Origin of the sequence: Mesorhizobium sp. B2-5-11, from assembly GCF_006440835.1 — a bacterium.
Taxonomy (GTDB): domain Bacteria; phylum Pseudomonadota; class Alphaproteobacteria; order Rhizobiales; family Rhizobiaceae; genus Mesorhizobium.
Genome location: NZ_VFUK01000001.1, coordinates 415,660 through 431,538, shown reverse-complemented (window position 1 = coordinate 431,538; position 15,879 = coordinate 415,660). Strand labels below are relative to the sequence as shown.

Below are 15,879 nucleotides of genomic sequence, written 5' to 3'. Positions count from 1 at the left end.
GGCTCCTTGGTTGGGGGTTAGGCTGCGAAAAGCTCGAACGCCCGATACGCGGCATAGCCAGCACCAATCACCGCCGCCCACGCGATTGCGATGAGAAACACCAGCATGAGGACCGGGTGAGCGATTGGTGTGATCTCCGGCTCGGACCAGCGATCGAGGTCGTCGACAAGCATTTTCGTGAAGGCGTTCATTTGTCCTCTCCGTCCTTGAAAGAGATTTCCGGGCAAATCCATTCGGCCCAATCGGCCGCGCTATCTCGGATCCAGACCGCGATCCGGTGACGGCGATCGAATGAAAGCCAGCGCAGTAATACGGGCGGTTTCTTCTCTGTAGGCCGCATGTTGTTTCCTCGCCTCGGCGACAGCGCGCATCTCCTCGATTTCGCGGTAGTCGATCCGGTTTGCTTCTTTGTTGAAGACGGCGCGAACACGCCGCCTCGTCCACGCATTGTTACGCTTGCGCAATTCGCTGTAGGCACGTTCCAACATGGATTTGACCGGCTCGCGGATGCCGCGAATTCCAATCACTTCATCAAGAAGACTTGCGGCTAGATCAGCGTCTTGCATGGCTGAGCTTTCCACGTTCTTGGGTGAATTTTCCACGCTCATGGGTGACTCCTTCAATACTCTGATGAGCGTTGAAGGAGCCGTTCCGGGACGCAAAACCTGGGCCGGAAAATGGTAGGAAAGGAATGTTCAATGGATCGAACCGCACGCTTGCAGGCTCAGAGGCCGATCCAGTTGAAACTTCGGTTTGGCGATAACGACGATTGCCCATTCTCAGCACCCGGCCCGACGCGCAGCGTCTTCAACGGAGTGCTGGACCACCGGGGCGAGCAGGAAGCGAAGCTCGTCCGCCTGGGCCTCACGCTTCGCGATGCGATAGCGCGCAGCGGTCCATCCAATTCCAATGCCGAGTAGGAGAGCGAGCGTGGTCATGCTCGCGAGCCTCTGAGGTTCAAGACGGATCGGTCGAGCGCTGGCAGGCCATGGGCCGCGCGGTTGTCGATGACGACCGCCAGCAGCATTGAACACATGATGCCGGTGACCGTCAGGCCGGCTTCCTTTGCCATATCCTCCAGATGGGCCCGATAGGCTTCCGGGACAGCAATCGAGATGCGCGGCACTTTGTTCTCAGCCATGGTTGAACCTCTCGCGGCGGGTGTCACCTGGGATTGGATCGCCGAACATGCGACCGGTCAGGCTGCGCGTGTCTGGTGGAATTTCGGAGAGACGAGCGGCGGCATCCGCCTTGACGTCGATCGACAAGGCGTGCTCACGCTTCGGGTTGACTGGCTTCGCGCCCTTGGCACGTTTGCGCCTGCAATGCCGAGCTTGCTCCGAGCGGCACGATGCGTATTCCGGGTCCAGTGCTCGCTTCACCGTCTGGTAATGGCAGCGCAGCTTTTCCCCGATCCGCAGATAGGTCCAGCCCGCTTTGAACAGCGTTCCGGCTTCCTTCTTCTGCTCTGGCGTGAGGGAATGCCGCGGCTTCATGCCACCACCTCAGCCCCGGCCATCGCCTTCTTGCAGGCGTGGCAGTGTTCGCGCCCCGACCCCGCGCACAGCCCAGGATTGAGGCAATGAGGACGCAATGGCTTGCGGGTGGCGGCCGCCCCGCTTTCGGATACCGGCTTATTCCGGTCCTGCGATGCGCTGGCGTCCTGTTGCTTGAATTCGCCGCAAATGTACTCCGGCCCAAGGCCGCCCTGATCGACGGTGCGAGGAGCACCGCTTTTTGCACCGGCATCATTCAAGCTTGGAGACTGCCCGCCGTCAGTCTTGGAGGGTTGCGGGTCAGGGGCAATGGTTTCCGCCTCCGCGCCCCATCCGTTCCAACCTGGCCGGCTGGCGCGAGCGAACATCTCGAGGCGTGGAAGATTCGGGTAAATGCGCTCAATGATCTCGTGAAAGGCGGCTGGCTTTTCGCTGTGCGCGCCGACTGCTGCCGCGACCACGCTTTCCGGCTGCGTTCCTGGGGATGGCGCGGGAATATCGCCGCGCGTGCCAATAAGCAGGATCTCATGCTTGTTGCGCGCCCAATAGCCGGTGCCGATCCGATCCTTCAACCAGATCAGCTGCGACTTGTATTCGAATCCCCATGCCGACATGACGAAGAGGGCTTCACGGATCATCGGCGAGGTTGCCCAGAGGAAAAGCGCGCAGTCAGCGGCCGCCGGCACTTCGAGCTTGGCGATCGCGTCGACATCCATCGTCGGGTAGTGATTGTCGGCTGCACGATCCATGCCGGTCTGGCGGCTGTAGGGTTCGAAGCGCCAAGGTGGATCGGCCAGGATCACACCGAACGCGCCCTGACCGAGAGATTCTGCGGCCGCCTTCATCTTGTCGGCAAGCGCGGCTTCCTTCTCGTCGCGGCTCAGCTTCTTCTCGCCTGCCGCCAAGAGGTTCGTTGTGACCCGCTCGTTCTCGGCCTCGACTCGTTCCCGCCATTCTCCGACCATCGATTCGAATTCAGATTCAGGTACGGCGGCCATTTTCTGGGCACGGGCGGAAAGCTTCTTGTCGATGCCAGCCTCGGCCAGAGTGGCCTTCGCAGAAACCGGTGCCACGACGGAACCGGTTTTTGCCGGACGGCCACCTTGGCTCAACCCAACGGTCGCCTTTTGCGAGGCGATCATCTCGCCGAGCCGGCGCTCGGCGCGGATCCTGATTTCGGCCGCGTCGGCCTCCAGGTCCTTGTTCTTGGCCTGGCGGGCATAGGCTCGCATCGCCTCGGCCTTATCGCGGAGGTCTTTCACCTCATCGATGGTCTTGGCTTCCGAAAGCGCCCGGCATGCTGCATCGTATCGTGCGAGGCTGGTTGCCGCCGGCGCCGGGCTTGTCTGCGCGGTGCGGATCATGCGGCACCTGCCGGCTTGTATTCGGCAGGATCGATATGACGGACCTCGGAGGCGGCTCCGAATGTGCCGAGTTTGGCTGTCCGATGCGCCCTGGCCCCCTGCGGGTCGAACACGGCGGCCGCGCCATCGCGCAGCCAGCGCGGCGCTTTTGCTGCATTCCGCTTCATGCGCTTGGTCTGGCGCTTGTTCATGCCGCCTGCTCCGACTTCGCCTCGCCGGCTGCCATGAACGCCTCAAACGGCACCTCGCCATCGCAGGCCGCGATGATCTTCCGGAGTTGGTCAGTGGTCGTGTTCGCCCCGTCCATGATCCGGTACAGCGTCATACGGCTGCACTCGGCGTCCTTGGCAATTGCCGTGATGGACTTGCCAGTCCGTTTCGAGAACTCGATCAGGGGGTGAATGTGAGCCATGGGACGTATGTGTAACGCCAACCGTGACAAGCGTCAAGAATTATTTGTAACGTCTAACGTGACCACGGCGTTACAGCGTCGGGATATAGTCCCGGACATGGCAAAACGAGAGCTTGGCAAACATTTTATTCGGGAGTGGCGCAAGTTTCGCGGCCTCTCGCTGCGGCGCCTGGCCGAGCGCATGGAGACCGAACCCGGTGAGCTGCTGACATCGCACGCCAACATCCAGCGCATCGAAAAATATGAGCAGCCCTACACCCAGGAAATCCTCGAAGCGATAGCTGAGGCTCTGGAGGTGACGCCGATCGATCTTCTGGCGGTCGACCCGACCAAGAATGGCGAAGTCGTGGATCTGCTCCGGCTGATCAACGACAAGAACCGGGACCAGGCCGTGCGCGTGCTGAAGGCGCTTACTGGCTGATAACCAGAACCAGTTGCAGGGAGTGGTCGATGCGGACGCTCCATTCACCGCCGTGCATAGACTTCATCGAAGCTGCCAGGGCCGCCGCGTCTTTCTCGACCTGATCACCTGGCGTTGGTCCTCTGGTAGCTGGCGTGGCCACTGCCGCCGCCGCAAATATTCCCGAAACCACTGCTCGCCTGTTGATAACCGCGACTTGCGCCACTCCCGCTCCCTAACCCTTTTTGTTTTAGTTATTTCTAATCTACTCACCAGCACTTCGACATGTACCGTTTTGATACGTCTACAGTCGTTTGTACGGTTTTAACATAATATTTCAAACTGTAACGTCGCCGCTGTGAATAGCGGGGATAAGTGGTAGCACGAGTGGGGTAACTATAGCGCGAGTGGAGCTATTTCCGGTTGTGGACCTTTCGTCCATAAGCGCGGGATGCCGCCAGATCGCCTCACAATCCATGTTCGCGTGCCGCCGCTCCTTTTGAAGCAGCTCAAGCTTGCCGCCGTGGAAAACGATCGCAGCATGAACGCCGAAATATCGGCCCGGCTCGAACGGTCGTTTTCGATCGATGATGCCGACCGCGCGGAAGCTCTAAAACTCTTGAACGAGGTTATCTCGATTCTAGACAAGGGCAGCGCTTAACCCTTTCCCCTCTGCATTTCTTCGGGTTTTGAAGGGTGGTGGGGGAGGGTTCCTGCCAAAGACCCCCCTCCCCCAAGACCCCAATCAAGAGGCCCTGAAGAAGGAAGATCGCTTGGCAGTGTCCTGAAGGCCGGAGCCGGGATGGGACGCACGCCACAGGTCCTTGTCGGATACCTGGCCCTCAGTTTCTGGCAGCACCGTTGGGCTTACGACCCCCGCGCTTGTGGCTTCACCAGCCCGGGATTGCACCGGGTCGCCGCTATCAATGCGGCTCTTTTGGCACGCGATTCGTAACGTGTCAAAATATTTGTTACGTTAGGCGTGACAACCCTATTGACTATCTGTCACGTTTGGCGTTACGTTCCTCCCATCAACCGGGAGCAACACCATGAACACCGCAGCCGCCGCAACTCGCATCTTCACTGTCTGCCGGGAAGCCACACGCGATCTTGTCATGCGGGTCGAGGCTGAGGACGACTACGACGCCCGCTATCTCGTGAGCCGCCTGACGGGCTGGAGCTTCGATAGCCTCACCACTCACGTGAAGCCGGGCGCAGTCATCTACGCCGCTTCCTGACACCTCAATCGAACAAGGGATGAGACAGCTATGAAAACCGCCCGGATCGTCTCATGGTTTTCATGTGGAGCCGCCAGCGCTGTTGCAACGAAGCTTGCCATTCAGGCGGCGGATGGACGCGAAGTGGTTGTTGCCTACTGCGACACCTTCAAGCGCGAGCATCCCGACAATAGGCGCTTCATGGCCGACTGTGAAGCATGGTTTGGCCAGAAGGTGCTTATCCTCGGCAACGACGAATACGAGCGCGACACCGATGTCGTGTTTCGTAAGACGCGCTTCCTCGTCGGCCCGCGCGGTGCCCGCTGCACCGCTGAACTGAAGCGCTCCGTTCGCCTTGGCTTTCAGAGGCCAAACGACAAGGTGGTTATCGGCTACGGCGCGGACGAATACGAGACAAGGCACGAACGTCTCACGCAGTCGGAACCTCTGGTTGACTTCTGGCCCATCCTCTACGAGCGCGGCCTGACCCATGACGACTGTCTCGGAATAGTCGAGCGCGCCGGCATCGAACTGCCGACCATGTACAAGCTTGGCTATCGCAACAACAATTGCATCGGTTGCGTCAAAGGCCAAGCCGGATACTGGAACAAAATCCGCGTCGATTTCCCCGAGCGCTTCGCTGAAATGGCGCAGATCGAACGCGAGCTAGGCCGCGCCATTTGCAAGCGCGAATGGGTCGAAGACGGCGTTCGCAAGTTGGAGCGCATCCCGCTGGACCGGCTCCCGCCAGACCTCGGCAATTACGGCACGGAGCCGGACATTTCCTGCGGCATCATTTGCCAATCAGCATCAATCCAAATCGAAGACTGCGATGCAGTCGAGGAAGCAGCATGAACACCTGTCCCACGATCCGCTACGACATCTTCATTGCCGGTGATTTCGATCAGGCAAGACAGAGTTGCCGCAATTACTGCTTCGGCATCGGCCTTTGCGTCACCGTCGAACCAGTCAGCTACATCTATACAGGCGGCGAGGAAGCTGGCGTCCGCGTCGGGCTAATCAACTATCCGCGATTCCCGTCCGATCCTGAGAAGCTTCGCTTACGTGCTGGCGAATTGGCGCATCAGCTTATGCACGACCTGTTCCAACACTCCTACAGCATCGTCGGACCAGATGAAACCGAATGGTTTTCCCGGAGGGCAGCATGAAACCGCGCAACTGGCAAATCACCGAAGCCCTGGTTGAAGTCCTCAAGGATTTCGACTGCTCGCTGGATGAGGCCAAGAACCTCCTACAGGACGCCTACACCGATTACGACGCGCAGATGGAAGACGCCTACCAGCGCCAGCAGGACAGCCTGTCTGAGAGCGGCGGGCGCGATGACAGCCAGTTTCGCAAGGACATGGTGAACGCCGGTCGTGGCCACCTTCTGCGCTAATCCCAACTCTCATCGAACAAGAAGGAAAGAAGCCGTGAACGCTCCCTTCATCCACAGCCAGACAGCCTTCGCTAACCCGACATTTGACGCCCGCCTTGGCGATGCATGGCGCATCAACTGCCAGGAAGTCGCGGAATCGATCCGGTTCTGCCGGCAGTACATGCAGACCATAGCCGAGGCTGATGAAATGCTGACGCCGACGGTTCGCCTTCACCGGGCCGAGACGGTCGATCAGGCCCGCAAGCTCCTGCCATGGCGGCTGTCGCTCTACCTCGAACACGTCAAAGGCGTGTCGATGGCCGAGGCCAAGATGGATGCCGTGGGCATGGAATACGCGGTTTCTTCTGATGATTGGAGGGCGTGATGGACAAGCGCCTGAAGGCCCTTTGCTCCAAGCATCGTCTCACTTCGGTTTCTGTCGCACTCTACCTCGAAGCCAAGGTCACGCCCTTCACCGTCTACCTCCATTGGAACGACCATGAGGATTCCGACGCAAGAGATTGCGTTGGCGGCAACGGGAACACTGTCAACGACGCCCTCGCCAGCGCTCTCGGGCAGATGAGCGAACGCCGCCCCGCCCGCATCGAAGCCGAAAATAAGGAAACCGCAGCATGACCGACATTACCTTGGAAAGTCTCGGCCTCGACCAAGACAAGCTTGCAGAGAAGCTTGTCGACCGCCTAGCGCAGAACATGCTCACAAGCATCGGCTATGACGAAGATGGCGAAGATGGCGAAGACTGGTTTGGTACGAGTCCTTTCGCGAAGAAATTGAACACCTTGGTCAAGGCCCGCCTCGACCAAGTGGTAAACGACCTCGCTGACAAGCACGTCCTTCCGCGCGTGAACGAGATGGTTGAAACCCTCGTTCTTCAGCGGACAAACCAATGGGGTGAGAAGGTCGGCAACCCTGTTACCTTCAAGGAATACCTCTGTCAGCGCGCCGAAGCCTACATGCAGGAGGAGGTCAGTTACGAAGGCAAGCCGAAGGGAACGGACAGCTTTTCATGGCGAGCCCAAGGCACGCGTGTCGCATACATGATCGACAAGCACCTTCACTACTCGATTGAGAGCGCGATGAAGGACGCTTTTCAGAGCGTCAACACGTCAATAGCCAAGGGTTTGGAGGTCGCGACCAAGCAGGCCATCAGCGATGTCACCAGCAAGCTCAAAGTCACAGTAGCGACGAAGTGAGGCTGACATGGCCCGCGACCACATCGCCGAACTCGCCCTCATCGACCTTTCCCGCGCCCAGCGTATCGCATGGGACCGCCTGTTGCTCCTCACCGCCGGCATCAACCCAGACGAAGCCGAGCGCATTGCCAGGCTTGCAGATGAAGACCGGACCGCGATGGCGGCTGTTGAAGTGGAGATTGCAGCATGACGGACACATTCCAATCCATCGGCGACGTCACCGCCAAGCTCGTAAACCGCTGGGCATGGTGGCAGCAAGCGCTGAAGGCGCCGGCCGAAATCGGCAAGAGCCTGCCTGTGCATGAGAACGAACCGCACCAAGGTTATTTCAGGACACGCAACCAGGGCGGCGGCCTTGACCCTGTTGCAATCTTCTATCCCGAGGGATCGAACGAATTGGTTGCCTACCGCGCCGGCCGAGAGGTCGACGTCGGCCAACTGTGGTCGTTCTGTTGCCGGATGCCGGTCACCTATGAGGCCTATCAGCAGGCCGCAGACGGCGGCGGCTGGCCGGATGATGACGCCACGGTTGCCGCGCAGCTCGCGCCGGCGCCGCCCGGCCACAACAGCGGCGATGTCAGCGAGGCGGAAATCCTGCGCGACCAGATCGAGGCGGCCAAGAAGGGCGCCAGCGCTTACGCCAAGATCACCGACGACGCGATGCTGACCAAGGCGCAGTCGTTGCGCTCCAGGCTGAACGAACTTTCCGGCGAGGCCGACAAGAGGCGTGAGGCGCTGAAGCGGCCGCACTTCGAAGCCGGCAAGGCGATCGACAAGGAATGGCAGCCGCTGGTCAAGTCGGCCAAGGAAGCCGCAGACGCCATCCGCGCGGCAATGGGCGAATGGGAGACGGAAAAACTTCGTCGCCAGCGCGCCGCCGAACGCGAGGCTGACATAGCCCGCCAGAAGGCAGCGGAGGCAGGGAAGCCCGCACCGGAGCCGATCGCCCCAGCGCCCGCCCCCGTGGCCGCTATGCCCACGCCAATCAAAGGGACGTATGGCAAGGCCGCCAGCGTCAAGCTTGTGCTGGTGGCCACCAAAATTTCCGACCCGCCAGCGCTTTTCGCTTACCTCAACGGACACCCGAGGCTCGACGAGGTGATGCTCAAACTTGCGCAGGTCGCGCTTGACGCCGGCCGCACCGTGCCAGGCATCGTCACCGAAGAACAAGCAAAGGTGGCGTGATGGACGAGATCACTATCACCATCCGCCGCGACAAAGCCGAAAGCATGTCGACCGGCCTGGCGGACCTCCTGTGCTGGTGCCGCGGCTTTCGTGCCGCGCTTGGCTCGGACGAGCATGAGCGCGAGCCGTTCGGCGACTGGGCCGCCCGAGAAATGAACATCACTCTCAAGGACGCTCTCGCCCGAGCGGAAAAGGCTTGATCATGAACGCCGTCACGAAAACTGAGAACGCCAAGCCGTCACTGATCGCCGTAATGGCAGCCCAGCGCAACATGGACCCTGAGCAGTTCGCGAAGACCGTGCGCGCCACGGTCATGCCGGCGAACCACACCAATGAGCAGTTCGCAGCTCTGATGCTTGTCGCGAGCAAATATGACCTCGATCCGATCCTGAAGGAAATCTATGCCTTCCCGGCCAAGGGCGGAGGCATCGTTCCTATCGTATCGATCGACGGCTGGCTCAACCTGATGAACTCGCACCCGGCCTTCGACGGCCTGGAGACCGAATTCACCGACGACGAGCAGGGCAACCCGATTTCATGCACCTGCCGGATTTACCGGAAGGATCGCAGCAAGCCGATCATCGTCACTGAATACCTATCGGAGTGCATCCGCCAGACCGACCCGTGGAAGATGAAGCGGCGCATGCTGCGCCACAAGGCGGTCATCCAGTGCAACCGCTATGCCTTCGGCTTCTCGGGGATCTACGACGAGGACGAAGGCGAAAAGATTGCCGAGATGCGCGACGTCACGCCGATGACGCGCCCTGTCCCGCCGAAGCCGCCAGTCTCGCCGTCCGCGCAGATCGCCGGCCCGTCCGAAACCATCGACAACGAAACCGGGGAGATCACGGTCGACGCGGTTGCCGACGGCATCGATGGCGACACCCCCGACGTGACCGATGATGCCATGGTGGACGACACCACCTATTTTGAACAACTGGAGGCGGCGCTTGCCGTCGTGTCCGACGCCGCATCGGTCGAGGAGGTCTGGACCGAGTTCGACCCTCTTTCCCGCTTCGAAGGCCAGCCGAACGCCGAGACAAACCAGAGCATCGCCCTGGCTATCCGCAAGCAGGCTGAGAAGCGCATTGCGGGAGCAAAGTGATGCCCACCGGATATACCGCAGCAGTTGTAGACGGAACGATCACTACCCTTCGCCAGTTCGCGCTTCAATGCGCTCGAGGCATGGGCGCATGCATCATGATGCGAGATGAGCCTTGGGATGCACCCATTCCGGAACGGTTCAAGCCGTCTACCAAATTCTATGATGAGGGCCTGGCCAAGGCGCGCGAAGTTCTGGCGACGGTGCCGAACTACACCGAAAAAATGTGCGACAACATGGCGGCAGCCGAATGGTTGGAGGCTTGTGACGCGCATCGCAAATACGAGAGCGAGCGAAACGAACGCAACCGCCGGTGCCTCGATATGCGCGCGGCAGTCATGGCTTGGCAGACTGAAGCGGAAGGCATCAAGGAGTTCATGCTCCAGCAGCTTGGTGTGACGCTCGACGACTATCCTTCCGAGCCGCCGAAGAAACTGGCTGGCGCCGAATGGCGGGCCGCAACGATTGAGAAGGCCGAACGCGATCTCTCCTACCACCAGAAGCACCGCGAGGATGAAATCGCTCGCACCGAGGACCGCAACCGCTGGCTTGCCGCATTGCGCGCCAGCCTTCCCGAGGACGTCGCGCGATGACCAAGCACGAAAGCCCTCCGTTCAAGATGGTCATCGAGGCCGGCAAGCTTGTGCCGGCGACCGCCTACGACCAAGAGCGCCTTGACACCTACAGGCGGGGAACACCGGTCAACGTTGTCATGGTGCGCGACGGCGGCAGGGTTATGGAGCGGAAGTGGTTTGCGATCCTCGGTCTTGTCGTGAAGCAGTGCAACGTGCCGTGGACGAACAAGGATCAGGCATCCGAGGCGGTCAAACTGGCGCTCGGCATCGTGAACCTGTCGAAGACCGTCGGCGGCGAGTTCATGGCCTATCCCAAGAGCCTGACCGAGTTGACCGACCCGGAGCTCGACGAGGCCGTCCGCGACATGATGGACCTTATCCAGCGGATGACCGGCATCGATCCGGCCACGCTCAAGAAGGAAATCGCCGATGTCGGCGAAGATGAACATGAACCCGCCGACGGCTCCAGCGTCGGTGGTCAAGGCAGCGACGGCGCGTCCCCGTCCCCCGACAGCCCAGCCGTCGCTGCCGAACCTGTGCCCGCTGCGGCGGACCAGGAGGCCGGTAGCCTTGAAGCGGATCATCCCGATTCCGCGGCGCCGGCCTCCGTTTCTCTTTCCGACAGCGACAAGGCTTTCCTCGTCCGCGTCTTCAAGACGATGAAAGCTGCCGTCGGGCCGGAGGTGAACGTGTTCACCCGTCAGGCCCTGGTGTTCACCGACGAGATCGGCGGCAAGTCCGCTCTGGTCCGCGCCAAGGCGAAAACCATCCGCGAGCGGCTTCAGGACTGCTGTGGCGAAAATCCGACCAAAGGCACGGTCGAGGTCGGCCGCTATCTGGCCGGCTTGATCGGTGTTGAGGAACAGGAGTTGGCGGAATGAGCGTTTCAGCCTTCCCGCTCCAATGGCCCGAGGGCCGCGCGCGCAAGCCTGCCGCAGCGCGACGAGACGGTCGCTTCAACATCAAGCGCAGCAACGGGCGATATCTCCAGACCCATGGCGTGAGCGTTGCTGATGCGCTTTCCAGACTGCAAGACGAACTTGACCGGATCGGCGCCATCCTGCCCGTCGTTAGCACCAATCTTCAGACGCGGCTCAATGGTCTGCCGCGTTCAGGCCAACCCGAACCGTCGGACCCTGGTGTCGCGCTCTATTTCCAGCTTCAAGGCAAGCCGCACTGCATGCCTTGCGACACCTACACCAAGGTGGCGCAGAACATTGCAGCCATTGCAGCCCATATCGAGGCCACCAGAGCGATCGAGCGGCACGGAGTATCTTCGGTCGCCGAGATGTTCGCAGGTTTCACAGCCCTGCCCGCGCCCGGCGCGCGGCGGCATTGGCGTGAAGTTCTGGGCATCGCGCCGAACGTTCCTGTCACCGCAACCGAGATCGACTATTTCTTCCGGCTGGCAGCCAAGAAGGCGCACCCGGACACCGGCGGCTCGCATACCGCCATGGCTGAACTGAATGCAGCCCGCGACGAAGCGCTGAAGGCGGTGCGGTCATGACCGATCGCCCCATCCTGTTTTCAGCCCCGATGGTCCGCGCGCTGCTCGCCGGCACCAAGACGCAGACGCGGCGGGTCGCTACCGAGACAACTCTGCCGCACCTCCGTCGTGTCGGCGATTTCCATTTGTCTACCGGCGCCGGTCTGTTGACGATGAACCATTATTTCCGCATCCCGTATGCCGTCGGCGACCGCCTTTATGTCCGCGAGGCATGGAAAACCCATGCGGCCTATGACGACATTTCACCGGCTGCCATGGGCGGCGATGAAGCCATTTTATACGTGGCGGACGGTGCCCATCAGACCTGGGGGTATCCAGCCATCGCCAAGCTCGGCCGCTTCCGCCAGGGCATGCACATGCCGCGCTGGGCTTCGCGGCTGACGCTGATGGTGACAGACGTTCGCGTGCAGCGGTTGCAGGACATCAGCGAGGCCGATGCTGTCGCCGAGGGTGTTCAGTCCGTTGATGGGCTGTTTCATATCGACCACGACCACCATGCCGCCAGCCCGATCACAAGCTATTGCGGGCTATGGGACAGCTTAAACCACGATCGCGGCCTCGGATGGGACACCAACCCGTGGGTTGTCGCTGTCAGTTTCAGCGTCGAGCACCGCGACATCGATGCGGAGGCACCCTGATGGCCGACCGTAAGGAGTTCACCTCCAAGACGCGCAAGGCGGCTCTGGCTCGCTCCGGCAAGCGCTGTGAGGCCGAGGGCGCTTGGTATGGACTGCCGGCCGGCGAGCGCTGCACGCGCGACCTCGCCTATGGGGTCGAATACGACCACATCATTCTGGACGCGAACTCCAAGGACAACAGCTTGGAGAACTGCGCCGCGGTCTGCCCGAAGTGCCATGCTTGGAAGACGGCGAACCGAGACACGCCGACCGCGGCCAAGACCGTAGCCCAATCGCTTATGGGCATGAAGACCAGGGTAAAGGCGAAGATCGCCAGCCCGCCGAAGGCCGAGAAACCGGCCCCGAAGCCCCTGCCTCCCCGTCGAAACCTATTTCAAAGATTGGAGCAGTCATGAGTGAAGAGCGAAACGATGGCGGGCCGGCGTTCCCGGTTACTGGCGCGACCTTTGGCCGGGAGGGCATGACCTTGCGCGACTGGTTTGCGGGTCAGGCGCTGCCGGCGATCGTCAATGCGACGTCAGCCGGCAAGCACCAACCGTCCGGTGTCGACGTTCGCAATTCGACCTATTCCAAGGTGGTCGAGGGTATCGCGCAAGATGCCTACGCCCTCGCCGACGCCATGCTTGCCGCCCGCGCCGGAGCCAAGCCATGACCAGGGTTGGAGAGACGCTGGCGGACGAACTGAAGCGCCTCATTGGCGAATACCAGGACGATGATGCCGGAGAATCCACAAAGGCTGAAGCTTGGAACCTCATTGCCGATTTCACGGTAGAGAACAGCGCTGTGATCCTTCGCGCCCTCTCCCCCTGTCTGGATGGAGCGGGAGCGAGATCCCCGCGCGACTGGTATGTCTGGCTACGCGACCAAACTGACGACTCTGGCAATATCCCAAGCGACCGCCTTGCGCACATCGCTCGGTTCCTCCGCGCCTCTCTAGCTAGGAAGAACACCGGGGAGGTGGAGCCGGTGGCATGGCGGCGCATGAATAAGCAGATGACCCAGAGCACGGCAGTGACGGACGTGAAATCATTCGCCGATCAGTGGGCAAAAGCCGGCGATATCGTTGAACCCCTCTTCGCCTCCCCACCTCTACCCGATACCGAGGAGAATCGCTCATGAACAGCGCTCAGAAAAAAGCCGCCACCACATTAAAGCGAGCCCTCAGCAAGGTACGTGATGCGGGTCTGCGCATGTGCGTCTATGACGGTTCGGTTTTTGTGTGCCCGTCAGACATCGATGTCCAAGGTAGCGGCGAGAGTAACGCCTTCAACGTTCTAAACGACCACGGCGAAGATGTCACGCCGACCGGCCTTCGTGCCGACGGAGGCGCCGGTGTCTAAGGTCTCATCCCCACCCGCCGCCAAGGGCGTGACAGAGGCGCAGATAAATGCCGCCGCAGATGAAATGGCCAAGCACCTTGAAATTGATTGGGACGGTGACGATCCATTTGTCCGAAGCGATTCAATCGATGCTGCTTTGCGCGCAGCCCTCGCATCCCTATCCCCGCTACCCGAGGAGGGAGAGGCCGAAACCGAGCGCATGAAAACCTATGCCGGGGTTGTTGAGGGGCGGCTGGCGGACGCGCTGGCCGAGGTTCTTGGCGTAATCCAATACCCCTCATTCGCGGCGGCGAGCTTCAACGAATTGCTCGAAATCGTTCGCGAGCGCCTTTCCACCCCCGCTGCTGGAGAACTGGCGGTGAAGGACGGCTGGGTGCTGGTGCCGAAAGAGCCGACGCGCGAGATGTGGGCGGCTATGGCTGACACCCTCTATGGTTACAAGAACCGCCACCACGACAAGGTTGTCAGCGATCTGTGGGAGGCCATGCTCGCCGCTTCTCCCCAGCAAGGAGAGAAGGCATGAAGCTGACAGAGGCGCATCGAACTTTCCTCAATCGCTTCGTATCGCGCGGCTGGATCCACGCGATACGAGAAAACCCGACTGAGCAAGAGGCCATCGATATCGGGCTTCGCAAGCGCTATCTGCGCCGCGAGCTTTCCGAGGCGCATTTCACACCTGCCGGCCGTGCCGCCCTCTCTTCCGGGAGCGAGCCATGAGCGCAAAGACAGATTTCACCTCTTGGACTTGGAGCCGGCTCACGCCGCCGCAAAAGGCCGTCCTGCTCTCCATGCCCAAAGCTGGCAGCGCCATAATTGTTGGCCGTAGGGTCGCCTCGGCTGACGCCCTGAAGCGCTTGGGTCTCATTGAACGCATCGGTTATGCACAAAACGGCCTGCAAAGCATCTTCGTGCTTACCGATGTTGGGCGTGAGATCGCATCTTTCGGATCGAAGGTGCGCCCATGAGCGCGGACAAGCTGATAGAGCGGCTGCGGATTGACCTTGAAAAGGGTTGGCCTCCGCTTTGCTCACCCGAAAACATCCGCACCCTTCTCGATCTCATCGCCTCCATCCAGGCCGATAACCTTCGGCTGAAGACTGCGCTGGAAGAAGAGCGCGGGCGGAACCGCAAACTGCACCGCAGGGCTCAATTTGCCGAGGCTCTAAACCAATCGGTTGAGGGCATTCTGTCCGAATGGTCGTCGCTGCTGTTGGGGCCAGATGGGAAGAAAACGCCGCGCTATTACGAACACCATCTTTTCGGCATCGCTCTCTGCGACATCATGAGCCAACGCAAGAAGCTCGCCGCCCGTTCCCTGTCTCAGGCTGGGGAGGGAGAGCAGTGAGCGCGACAGCGAAGCACCTCTGGGAGTGCGACCACCCCTACTATATGACAGAGGGAAACTATTTCAAAAACGGGTGCCACGAAACATACCCGACGTGGGATGCCTTCGAAAGCGAGTGGCGCGATTCAGACATCGACTATAACTGGTTCGTTCGATGGGATTGGCTTGAAGGCGAAGACAACGGAGCGGGCGAGTTTAACGGCGATGTGTATTACCGCAACGGCATTCTAAAGCTTCAAATCATCGGACAGCGCAAGGCTTACCTCGGAAGCCATGAAGTGTCCGTTTGTCGGGCCGATGAGCCTCGCGTGCATGCCTTCCTATCAAAATATTGGGCCTACATGCAGGAAATGTGGGCTCCCTTCGCCGCCGCTCCACAAGATGAGGAGCCGCGCCCATGACCCACCCCTCCCATAGCAAGGCGGCGAAGAGCGGGACGGCGGACGACCAGCGCTGTCGGTGGCCTGAATGCGGCTGCTACTCGCCGCAAGGGCCTGGTGAATGCCGCCGTGCTGGCATTTATGCCAACAGCGAGCCAAGCGAAGCTTGGAATAGCGCCAACGCCCATCCCCCATACGAGGGGAAGCCATGACGCGGGCGCTGCCGGCACCGGTGGATATCGGGGACGATGAGCCCGTGACCCTTGCGGAAGCCTGCCGGCTGTTCTTCGGTGGCCGTCTCTCGCCGTCGGCATTGCGGACTGAGG

The 15,879-nt window shown here is 60.7% G+C and carries 34 protein-coding genes; 27 read left to right on the top strand and 7 right to left on the bottom strand.

Annotation, left to right across the window (positions count from 1 at the left end; genetic code table 11):
- Positions 1-17: 17 nt before the first annotated feature.
- Entirely contained in the window at positions 18-191 is a 174-nt protein-coding gene (locus FJ490_RS32530) for a hypothetical protein (protein ID WP_181171849.1), read from the bottom strand.
- Positions 192-251: 60 nt separating this feature from the next.
- On the bottom strand, positions 252-608 hold the full coding sequence (locus FJ490_RS02145) for a hypothetical protein (protein WP_140767617.1): 357 nt from the start codon (positions 606-608) through the stop codon (positions 252-254).
- Between the two features lie 90 nt (positions 609-698).
- On the opposite strand from FJ490_RS02145, the gene FJ490_RS02140 reads away from it, so the two are divergent.
- Complete coding sequence (locus FJ490_RS02140) at positions 699-920, top strand: hypothetical protein (RefSeq protein ID WP_140767616.1); 222 nt, start codon at positions 699-701, stop codon at positions 918-920.
- A 14-nt stretch (positions 921-934) separates the two neighbouring features.
- Here FJ490_RS02140 and FJ490_RS02135 read toward each other — a convergent pair whose 3' ends face one another.
- From FJ490_RS02135 to FJ490_RS02115, 5 genes are read right to left on the bottom strand one after another with little or no spacing between them, the layout of a single operon-like run.
- A complete protein-coding gene (locus FJ490_RS02135; RefSeq protein WP_140767615.1) occupies positions 935-1,141 on the bottom strand; it encodes a hypothetical protein in 207 nt (68 codons plus the stop codon).
- Positions 1,134-1,496 (bottom strand): hypothetical protein, encoded by a 363-nt coding sequence (locus FJ490_RS02130; RefSeq protein WP_140767614.1) that lies wholly within the window; start codon positions 1,494-1,496, stop codon positions 1,134-1,136. Before FJ490_RS02130 ends, FJ490_RS02135 begins: the two co-directional genes overlap by 8 nt.
- Positions 1,493-2,860: an MT-A70 family methyltransferase gene (locus FJ490_RS33015; protein ID WP_246687844.1), complete on the bottom strand. Its 1,368-nt coding sequence runs from the start codon at positions 2,858-2,860 to the stop codon at positions 1,493-1,495. Before FJ490_RS33015 ends, FJ490_RS02130 begins: the two co-directional genes overlap by 4 nt.
- Positions 2,857-3,051 (bottom strand): hypothetical protein, encoded by a 195-nt coding sequence (locus FJ490_RS02120; RefSeq protein WP_140767613.1) that lies wholly within the window; start codon positions 3,049-3,051, stop codon positions 2,857-2,859. Before FJ490_RS02120 ends, FJ490_RS33015 begins: the two co-directional genes overlap by 4 nt.
- Positions 3,048-3,272, bottom strand: coding sequence for a helix-turn-helix domain-containing protein (locus FJ490_RS02115; RefSeq protein WP_140767612.1), 225 nt, complete (start codon positions 3,270-3,272; stop codon positions 3,048-3,050). The genes FJ490_RS02120 and FJ490_RS02115 overlap by 4 nt, the downstream gene beginning before the upstream one ends.
- Positions 3,273-3,369: 97 nt before the next feature.
- Between FJ490_RS02115 and FJ490_RS02110 the strand changes: the two genes are divergently transcribed.
- The 26 genes from FJ490_RS02110 to FJ490_RS01985 all read left to right on the top strand — a co-directional run bounded on the left by FJ490_RS02110 (position 3,370) and on the right by FJ490_RS01985 (position 15,574).
- On the top strand, positions 3,370-3,693 hold the full coding sequence (locus FJ490_RS02110) for a helix-turn-helix transcriptional regulator (RefSeq protein ID WP_140767611.1): 324 nt from the start codon (positions 3,370-3,372) through the stop codon (positions 3,691-3,693).
- A gap of 430 nt (positions 3,694-4,123) precedes the next feature.
- Positions 4,124-4,333 (top strand): Arc family DNA-binding protein, encoded by a 210-nt coding sequence (locus tag FJ490_RS02105; RefSeq protein WP_140767610.1) that lies wholly within the window; start codon positions 4,124-4,126, stop codon positions 4,331-4,333.
- A 388-nt stretch (positions 4,334-4,721) separates the two neighbouring features.
- Positions 4,722-4,910 carry a hypothetical protein gene (locus tag FJ490_RS02100; RefSeq protein WP_140767609.1) on the top strand — a complete coding sequence of 63 codons (189 nt, stop codon included), beginning with the start codon at positions 4,722-4,724 and terminating at the stop codon, positions 4,908-4,910.
- A 30-nt stretch (positions 4,911-4,940) separates the two neighbouring features.
- On the top strand, positions 4,941-5,744 hold the full coding sequence (locus FJ490_RS02095) for a hypothetical protein (protein WP_140767608.1): 804 nt from the start codon (positions 4,941-4,943) through the stop codon (positions 5,742-5,744).
- A complete protein-coding gene (locus tag FJ490_RS02090; protein WP_140767607.1) occupies positions 5,741-6,058 on the top strand; it encodes a hypothetical protein in 318 nt (105 codons plus the stop codon). Before FJ490_RS02095 ends, FJ490_RS02090 begins: the two co-directional genes overlap by 4 nt.
- Positions 6,055-6,288: a hypothetical protein gene (locus tag FJ490_RS02085; RefSeq protein ID WP_140767606.1), complete on the top strand. Its 234-nt coding sequence runs from the start codon at positions 6,055-6,057 to the stop codon at positions 6,286-6,288. Before FJ490_RS02090 ends, FJ490_RS02085 begins: the two co-directional genes overlap by 4 nt.
- Before the next feature lie 34 nt (positions 6,289-6,322).
- Entirely contained in the window at positions 6,323-6,652 is a 330-nt protein-coding gene (locus tag FJ490_RS02080) for a hypothetical protein (RefSeq protein ID WP_181171847.1), read from the top strand.
- Positions 6,652-6,903 carry a hypothetical protein gene (locus FJ490_RS02075; protein ID WP_140767604.1) on the top strand — a complete coding sequence of 84 codons (252 nt, stop codon included), beginning with the start codon at positions 6,652-6,654 and terminating at the stop codon, positions 6,901-6,903. Before FJ490_RS02080 ends, FJ490_RS02075 begins: the two co-directional genes overlap by 1 nt.
- Entirely contained in the window at positions 6,900-7,481 is a 582-nt protein-coding gene (locus tag FJ490_RS02070; protein ID WP_140767603.1) for a hypothetical protein, read from the top strand. Before FJ490_RS02075 ends, FJ490_RS02070 begins: the two co-directional genes overlap by 4 nt.
- A gap of 7 nt (positions 7,482-7,488) precedes the next feature.
- A complete protein-coding gene (locus FJ490_RS02065; RefSeq protein WP_140767602.1) occupies positions 7,489-7,671 on the top strand; it encodes a hypothetical protein in 183 nt (60 codons plus the stop codon).
- A complete protein-coding gene (locus FJ490_RS02060) occupies positions 7,668-8,666 on the top strand; it encodes a hypothetical protein (protein ID WP_140767601.1) in 999 nt (332 codons plus the stop codon). Before FJ490_RS02065 ends, FJ490_RS02060 begins: the two co-directional genes overlap by 4 nt.
- Entirely contained in the window at positions 8,666-8,866 is a 201-nt protein-coding gene (locus FJ490_RS02055) for a hypothetical protein (RefSeq protein ID WP_140767600.1), read from the top strand. Before FJ490_RS02060 ends, FJ490_RS02055 begins: the two co-directional genes overlap by 1 nt.
- Positions 8,867-8,868: 2 nt before the next feature.
- On the top strand, positions 8,869-9,771 hold the full coding sequence (locus FJ490_RS02050; protein WP_140767599.1) for a recombinase RecT: 903 nt from the start codon (positions 8,869-8,871) through the stop codon (positions 9,769-9,771).
- 95 nt (positions 9,772-9,866) lie between these two features.
- Entirely contained in the window at positions 9,867-10,361 is a 495-nt protein-coding gene (locus FJ490_RS02045; protein WP_140767598.1) for a hypothetical protein, read from the top strand.
- Between the two features lie 26 nt (positions 10,362-10,387).
- Positions 10,388-11,224, top strand: a complete 837-nt coding sequence (locus FJ490_RS02040; RefSeq protein WP_140767597.1) for a hypothetical protein — start codon at positions 10,388-10,390, stop codon at positions 11,222-11,224.
- Positions 11,221-11,850 (top strand): J domain-containing protein, encoded by a 630-nt coding sequence (locus FJ490_RS02035; protein WP_140767596.1) that lies wholly within the window; start codon positions 11,221-11,223, stop codon positions 11,848-11,850. Before FJ490_RS02040 ends, FJ490_RS02035 begins: the two co-directional genes overlap by 4 nt.
- The gene (locus FJ490_RS02030; protein ID WP_140767595.1) at positions 11,847-12,488 is read left to right on the top strand and encodes a hypothetical protein; all 642 of its coding nucleotides are present in this window, start codon (positions 11,847-11,849) and stop codon (positions 12,486-12,488) included. The genes FJ490_RS02035 and FJ490_RS02030 overlap by 4 nt, the downstream gene beginning before the upstream one ends.
- Positions 12,488-12,883 (top strand): HNH endonuclease signature motif containing protein, encoded by a 396-nt coding sequence (locus FJ490_RS02025; RefSeq protein WP_140767594.1) that lies wholly within the window; start codon positions 12,488-12,490, stop codon positions 12,881-12,883. The genes FJ490_RS02030 and FJ490_RS02025 overlap by 1 nt, the downstream gene beginning before the upstream one ends.
- Entirely contained in the window at positions 12,880-13,140 is a 261-nt protein-coding gene (locus FJ490_RS02020) for a hypothetical protein (protein WP_140767593.1), read from the top strand. Before FJ490_RS02025 ends, FJ490_RS02020 begins: the two co-directional genes overlap by 4 nt.
- Positions 13,137-13,607, top strand: a complete 471-nt coding sequence (locus FJ490_RS02015) for a hypothetical protein (protein WP_140767592.1) — start codon at positions 13,137-13,139, stop codon at positions 13,605-13,607. The genes FJ490_RS02020 and FJ490_RS02015 overlap by 4 nt, the downstream gene beginning before the upstream one ends.
- Positions 13,604-13,828 carry a hypothetical protein gene (locus FJ490_RS02010; protein ID WP_140767591.1) on the top strand — a complete coding sequence of 75 codons (225 nt, stop codon included), beginning with the start codon at positions 13,604-13,606 and terminating at the stop codon, positions 13,826-13,828. Before FJ490_RS02015 ends, FJ490_RS02010 begins: the two co-directional genes overlap by 4 nt.
- A complete protein-coding gene (locus FJ490_RS02005; protein WP_140767590.1) occupies positions 13,821-14,351 on the top strand; it encodes a hypothetical protein in 531 nt (176 codons plus the stop codon). Before FJ490_RS02010 ends, FJ490_RS02005 begins: the two co-directional genes overlap by 8 nt.
- Complete coding sequence (locus FJ490_RS02000; RefSeq protein WP_140767589.1) at positions 14,348-14,545, top strand: hypothetical protein; 198 nt, start codon at positions 14,348-14,350, stop codon at positions 14,543-14,545. The genes FJ490_RS02005 and FJ490_RS02000 overlap by 4 nt, the downstream gene beginning before the upstream one ends.
- Positions 14,542-14,793, top strand: a complete 252-nt coding sequence (locus FJ490_RS01995) for a hypothetical protein (protein WP_140767588.1) — start codon at positions 14,542-14,544, stop codon at positions 14,791-14,793. The genes FJ490_RS02000 and FJ490_RS01995 overlap by 4 nt, the downstream gene beginning before the upstream one ends.
- Positions 14,790-15,173 carry a hypothetical protein gene (locus FJ490_RS01990; protein ID WP_140767587.1) on the top strand — a complete coding sequence of 128 codons (384 nt, stop codon included), beginning with the start codon at positions 14,790-14,792 and terminating at the stop codon, positions 15,171-15,173. Before FJ490_RS01995 ends, FJ490_RS01990 begins: the two co-directional genes overlap by 4 nt.
- Positions 15,170-15,574 carry a hypothetical protein gene (locus FJ490_RS01985; protein WP_140767586.1) on the top strand — a complete coding sequence of 135 codons (405 nt, stop codon included), beginning with the start codon at positions 15,170-15,172 and terminating at the stop codon, positions 15,572-15,574. The genes FJ490_RS01990 and FJ490_RS01985 overlap by 4 nt, the downstream gene beginning before the upstream one ends.
- Positions 15,575-15,879: the final 305 nt, after the last annotated feature.

What these genes read in the sequence shown, in the direction of transcription:
- FJ490_RS32530 (WP_181171849.1), bottom strand. Translation starts at nt 191, where the DNA reads ATGAACGCCTTCACGAAAATGCTTGTCGACGACCTCGATCGCTGGTCC.
- FJ490_RS02145 (WP_140767617.1), bottom strand. Translation starts at nt 608, where the DNA reads ATGAGCGTGGAAAATTCACCCAAGAACGTGGAAAGCTCAGCCATGCAA.
- FJ490_RS02140 (WP_140767616.1), top strand. Translation starts at nt 699, where the DNA reads ATGGATCGAACCGCACGCTTGCAGGCTCAGAGGCCGATCCAGTTGAAA.
- FJ490_RS02135 (WP_140767615.1), bottom strand. Translation starts at nt 1,141, where the DNA reads ATGGCTGAGAACAAAGTGCCGCGCATCTCGATTGCTGTCCCGGAAGCC.
- FJ490_RS02130 (WP_140767614.1), bottom strand. Translation starts at nt 1,496, where the DNA reads ATGAAGCCGCGGCATTCCCTCACGCCAGAGCAGAAGAAGGAAGCCGGA.
- FJ490_RS33015 (WP_246687844.1), bottom strand. Translation starts at nt 2,860, where the DNA reads ATGATCCGCACCGCGCAGACAAGCCCGGCGCCGGCGGCAACCAGCCTC.
- FJ490_RS02120 (WP_140767613.1), bottom strand. Translation starts at nt 3,051, where the DNA reads ATGAACAAGCGCCAGACCAAGCGCATGAAGCGGAATGCAGCAAAAGCG.
- FJ490_RS02115 (WP_140767612.1), bottom strand. Translation starts at nt 3,272, where the DNA reads ATGGCTCACATTCACCCCCTGATCGAGTTCTCGAAACGGACTGGCAAG.
- FJ490_RS02110 (WP_140767611.1), top strand. Translation starts at nt 3,370, where the DNA reads ATGGCAAAACGAGAGCTTGGCAAACATTTTATTCGGGAGTGGCGCAAG.
- FJ490_RS02105 (WP_140767610.1), top strand. Translation starts at nt 4,124, where the DNA reads ATGCCGCCAGATCGCCTCACAATCCATGTTCGCGTGCCGCCGCTCCTT.
- FJ490_RS02100 (WP_140767609.1), top strand. Translation starts at nt 4,722, where the DNA reads ATGAACACCGCAGCCGCCGCAACTCGCATCTTCACTGTCTGCCGGGAA.
- FJ490_RS02095 (WP_140767608.1), top strand. Translation starts at nt 4,941, where the DNA reads ATGAAAACCGCCCGGATCGTCTCATGGTTTTCATGTGGAGCCGCCAGC.
- FJ490_RS02090 (WP_140767607.1), top strand. Translation starts at nt 5,741, where the DNA reads ATGAACACCTGTCCCACGATCCGCTACGACATCTTCATTGCCGGTGAT.
- FJ490_RS02085 (WP_140767606.1), top strand. Translation starts at nt 6,055, where the DNA reads ATGAAACCGCGCAACTGGCAAATCACCGAAGCCCTGGTTGAAGTCCTC.
- FJ490_RS02075 (WP_140767604.1), top strand. Translation starts at nt 6,652, where the DNA reads ATGGACAAGCGCCTGAAGGCCCTTTGCTCCAAGCATCGTCTCACTTCG.
- FJ490_RS02070 (WP_140767603.1), top strand. Translation starts at nt 6,900, where the DNA reads ATGACCGACATTACCTTGGAAAGTCTCGGCCTCGACCAAGACAAGCTT.
- FJ490_RS02065 (WP_140767602.1), top strand. Translation starts at nt 7,489, where the DNA reads ATGGCCCGCGACCACATCGCCGAACTCGCCCTCATCGACCTTTCCCGC.
- FJ490_RS02060 (WP_140767601.1), top strand. Translation starts at nt 7,668, where the DNA reads ATGACGGACACATTCCAATCCATCGGCGACGTCACCGCCAAGCTCGTA.
- FJ490_RS02055 (WP_140767600.1), top strand. Translation starts at nt 8,666, where the DNA reads ATGGACGAGATCACTATCACCATCCGCCGCGACAAAGCCGAAAGCATG.
- FJ490_RS02050 (WP_140767599.1), top strand. Translation starts at nt 8,869, where the DNA reads ATGAACGCCGTCACGAAAACTGAGAACGCCAAGCCGTCACTGATCGCC.
- FJ490_RS02045 (WP_140767598.1), top strand. Translation starts at nt 9,867, where the DNA reads ATGATGCGAGATGAGCCTTGGGATGCACCCATTCCGGAACGGTTCAAG.
- FJ490_RS02040 (WP_140767597.1), top strand. Translation starts at nt 10,388, where the DNA reads ATGGTCATCGAGGCCGGCAAGCTTGTGCCGGCGACCGCCTACGACCAA.
- FJ490_RS02035 (WP_140767596.1), top strand. Translation starts at nt 11,221, where the DNA reads ATGAGCGTTTCAGCCTTCCCGCTCCAATGGCCCGAGGGCCGCGCGCGC.
- FJ490_RS02030 (WP_140767595.1), top strand. Translation starts at nt 11,847, where the DNA reads ATGACCGATCGCCCCATCCTGTTTTCAGCCCCGATGGTCCGCGCGCTG.
- FJ490_RS02025 (WP_140767594.1), top strand. Translation starts at nt 12,488, where the DNA reads ATGGCCGACCGTAAGGAGTTCACCTCCAAGACGCGCAAGGCGGCTCTG.
- FJ490_RS02020 (WP_140767593.1), top strand. Translation starts at nt 12,880, where the DNA reads ATGAGTGAAGAGCGAAACGATGGCGGGCCGGCGTTCCCGGTTACTGGC.
- FJ490_RS02015 (WP_140767592.1), top strand. Translation starts at nt 13,137, where the DNA reads ATGACCAGGGTTGGAGAGACGCTGGCGGACGAACTGAAGCGCCTCATT.
- FJ490_RS02010 (WP_140767591.1), top strand. Translation starts at nt 13,604, where the DNA reads ATGAACAGCGCTCAGAAAAAAGCCGCCACCACATTAAAGCGAGCCCTC.
- FJ490_RS02000 (WP_140767589.1), top strand. Translation starts at nt 14,348, where the DNA reads ATGAAGCTGACAGAGGCGCATCGAACTTTCCTCAATCGCTTCGTATCG.
- FJ490_RS01995 (WP_140767588.1), top strand. Translation starts at nt 14,542, where the DNA reads ATGAGCGCAAAGACAGATTTCACCTCTTGGACTTGGAGCCGGCTCACG.
- FJ490_RS01990 (WP_140767587.1), top strand. Translation starts at nt 14,790, where the DNA reads ATGAGCGCGGACAAGCTGATAGAGCGGCTGCGGATTGACCTTGAAAAG.